The following is a 3,414-nucleotide window of genomic DNA, read 5'->3' on the forward strand; positions in this document are numbered from 1 at the left end:
CGGCCTGATGCGCGCCATCGGCCTCTCCCGCCGCCAGCTGCGCCGCATGATCCGCCTGGAGTCCGTGGTCATCGCCCTCTTCGGCGCCCTGCTGGCGCATTTATGCGCGTACTTGGTTCACACCCTGTGTGAATCACCAGCAGTACACCCCGGGTGAAGCGCGCACCCACTAGCCTGTCTCCGAAGAGCCCTTGGAGCGGCCCATGCAGCCCAATGTCCTGCTCGACGCCCTCCTCGCCGAGGCGGGCATGTCCCACGCCGGGCTCGCCGCGTACGTGAACCAGGCGGGCAGCACCCGCGGACTCGCCCTGCGCTACGAACACACCGCCGTCGCCCGGTGGCTGAAGGGGCAGCGCCCGCGCGGCCAGGTCCCCGACCTGATCTGCGAGGTGCTCGGGAGCCGGCTGCGGCGCCCGCTCGGGCTGGACGACATCGGCCTCGGCCTGCCGGACCGGCCCGCGTCCGCCCACGCCTCCCCGCTCAGCGGTTTCGTCGACCGGGCCGCGGCCCTGTGGCGCGCCGACGGGCAGGCCCGTCCCCAGGCCCTCGCCGCCGGAGCGGTCACCGGGACGCCGGCCGTGATCCCGGTCTGGGAGTGGGAGAACCCGCCCGAGGACGCCGACGTGTCCCGGGAGGGCCCGCACCGGATCGGGCCCGAGCACATCGAGATCCTGAAGGCGGCCCGCGCGCACTACGAGCTGATGTACCGCCGGGCGGGCGGGGTGGCGACGCGGGACCGCGTCGTCCGCTTCCTCGGCAGCGAGACCGCGCCCATGCTGCGCGGGAGCTACTGCGACGGGGTCGGCCGCAGGCTGCACCGGGCCACCGGCTCCCTCGTGGCGGTGGCGGGCATCTGCGCGTACGACTCGGACGCGCACGGCCTGGCCCAGCGCTACTTCCACCAGGCCCTGCGCCTGGCCAAGGCCAGCGGGGACCGCGGGCTCGGGGCGTACGTCGTCGCGCTGATCGTCAACCAGTCCCTGCACCTGCGGGAGTTCCGCCAGGCCGTCGCCTTCGCGGAGGCCGCGCTGCGCTCCGCGGGCCGGCACACCACCCCGGCACTGGCCGCCGACCTGTACGCCATGCAGGCCAAGGCGTACGCCCAACTCGGCGACGACCGGGCGGCGTTGGAGTGCATCCGGCAGGCGGAGGCGGCCGCCGACCGGATCCGTCCGGGCACCGAGCCGGACGAGACCGGCTACGTACAGCCCGGGCTGGTCAACGTGCAGGTCGCGGAGGCGCTGCTCAGCCTGGGCGACCTCGCGGCCGCGCACGAGCAGGCGACGGCCGCCGTGGGCACCCCCGCCCACGATCGCGGCCGGGTGCACCGGCTGGCGATGCTGTGCGAGATCCAGCTGCGGCAGGGGGAGGCGGACCGGGCCGTGGCGGCGGCGGCCGAGATGGCCGAACGGGCCAGGGGCATGGAGTCGCTGCGGCTGCGCGACCGGTTGCGGACGGTCCGCGCACAGCTGCTGACCAGCGGATGCGCGGGTGCGCAGGAGACGGCGCTGCTCATCGACGGGACGCTGCGCGTCCCCCTCTGAGGGCCGGTTCTGCTGCCATGTTGCCACCAAACCGATCGGAAGGTGGCATGACCGTGCAGTGGATGAACCTGAACGAGCAGACCGTGTACAGGAATCGCTGGTTCGACGTGAACCTCGCGGACGTCGAGCTCCCCGACGGCCGGCACCTGGACCACTTCGTGATCCGGCTGCGCCCGGTGGCCGTCGCCACGGCCGTCAACGAGGCCGACGAGGTGCTGCTGCTGTGGCGGCACCGCTTCATCACCGACAGCTGGGGCTGGGAGCTCCCCGCCGGAGTCGTGGAGGACGGCGAATCCGTCGAGGCCGCGGCCGCGCGGGAGATGGAGGAGGAGTCGGGCTGGCGGCCCGGCCCGCTGCGCCACCTGATGACCGTGGAGCCGTCCAACGGGCTGACGGACGCCCGCCACCACCTCTACTGGGCGGACGGGGCCACGTACACCGGCCATCCCGAGGACGACTTCGAGTCCTCGCGCCGGGAGTGGGTCCCGCTGAAGCTCGTACCGGAGATGATCGCGCGCGGCGAGGTCCCGGCCGCGAACATGGCGGCCGGGCTGCTCTTGCTGCACCACCTGCGGCTGGGCTGAGCGGCCCCGTACGGACCCTTCCCCGGACCGGTGCCGGCCCGGTCCGGGGAAGCGGAGGCCGGGGGCCTACGCGTACGGGTAGAAGCCCGAGCCGGTCTTGCGGCCGAGGCGGCCCGCGTCGACCATCCGCTGGAGCAGCGGGGGAGCGGCGTACAGCGGCTCCTTGAACTCGGAGTACATCGAGTCCGCCACCGAGGCCACGGTGTCCAGACCGATCAGGTCCGCCAGCTTCAGCGGGCCCATCGGGTGGGCGCAGCCCAGTTCCATTCCGTTGTCGATGTCCTCGCGGCTCGCGATGCCCGACTCGAACATCCGGATCGCGGACAGCAGGTACGGGATCAGGAGCGCGTTGACCACGAAGCCGGAACGGTCCTGGGCGCGGATCGCGTGCTTGCCCAGCACGTCCCGCACCAGGGCCTCGGCCCGCTTGACCGTCTCGTCGCCCGTGGTCAGCGCGGGGATCAGCTCGACGAGCTGCTGCACCGGGGCCGGGTTGAAGAAGTGGATGCCGATGACCTGGTCGGGCCGCGAGGTCGCGACGGCCAGCTTGACCAGCGGGATCGAGGAGGTGTTCGAGGCCAGGATCGCGTCCGGGCGGGTGATCACCTGGTCGAGGACCTGGAAGATCTCCGTCTTGACCTGTTCGTTCTCGACGACGGCCTCGATGACGAGGTCGCGGTCGGCGAACTCGCCGAGATCGGTGGTGAAGGTGAGGCGGGCCAGGGTGGCGTCCCGCTCCTCCTCGCTGATCTTGCCGCGTTCGGCGGCCTTGATCAGCGAGTTGTGCAGCCGGGTGCGCCCGATCTCCAGGGCCTCGCCGGTGGTCTCGGCGACCTTCACCTCAAGACCGCTGCGGGCGCACACCTCAGCGATGCCCGCGCCCATCTGGCCGCAGCCCACTACGCCGACGCGAGCGATGTCGGTCGGGAGGGTAGAGAGGTCCGTCACATCGTGCCTTTCGCTGCTCATCCATCGCGGGTCCCCCGTACTCGGCAGTGGTAACTGCGTTCCGGCGCCCGCCACGCCCCCCGACGTTACCCCCGACCTTGACCCCGGCGGCGGGCCGGGGCGGGCATGCTGGGCGCACGCAGAGGGATGTCACGCAAAGGAACGGAGTCGTCACATGGCGTACATCGGACGGCGGGGGCTGCTGGCGGGGGCCGCGGGTGCGGTGGCCGCGGCCGCCGCGGCGGGGGGCCCGGCGGCAGCGGCGGCGGGATGAGCACGGAGGTGATGACCTTCCGCTGCTCGCCGTTGTCGGAGCCCCAAGAGGCCGTTTTGAGCCC

At 72.6% G+C, this 3,414-nt stretch carries 4 protein-coding genes; 3 read left to right on the forward strand and 1 reads right to left on the reverse strand.

Features of this window, described 5'->3' with window-relative positions; all coding sequences use genetic code 11:
- From ABT106_RS31510 to ABT106_RS31520, 3 genes are all read left to right on the forward strand, one after another.
- Nucleotides 1-157, forward strand: a 157-nt coding sequence (locus tag ABT106_RS31510) for an FtsX-like permease family protein (protein WP_502979540.1), incomplete at its 5' end; no start/stop codon positions are given.
- Nucleotides 158-203: 46 nt separating this feature from the next.
- Complete coding sequence (locus ABT106_RS31515; protein WP_351284366.1) at nucleotides 204-1,544, forward strand: NsdA family TPR-like regulatory protein; 1,341 nt, start codon at nucleotides 204-206, stop codon at nucleotides 1,542-1,544.
- 53 nt (nucleotides 1,545-1,597) lie between these two features.
- On the forward strand, nucleotides 1,598-2,128 hold the full coding sequence (locus ABT106_RS31520) for an NUDIX hydrolase (RefSeq protein ID WP_351284375.1): 531 nt from the start codon (nucleotides 1,598-1,600) through the stop codon (nucleotides 2,126-2,128).
- Nucleotides 2,129-2,194: 66 nt separating this feature from the next.
- Here the strand turns inward: ABT106_RS31520 and ABT106_RS31525 are convergent, their stop codons facing one another.
- A complete protein-coding gene (locus tag ABT106_RS31525) occupies nucleotides 2,195-3,097 on the reverse strand; it encodes a 3-hydroxybutyryl-CoA dehydrogenase (protein WP_351284369.1) in 903 nt (300 codons plus the stop codon).
- Between the last annotated feature and the right edge of the window lie 317 nt (nucleotides 3,098-3,414).

The sequence above is a fragment of the Streptomyces sp. NPDC002044 genome (genome assembly GCF_040296725.1).
Classification (GTDB): domain Bacteria; phylum Actinomycetota; class Actinomycetes; order Streptomycetales; family Streptomycetaceae; genus Streptomyces; species Streptomyces antarcticus.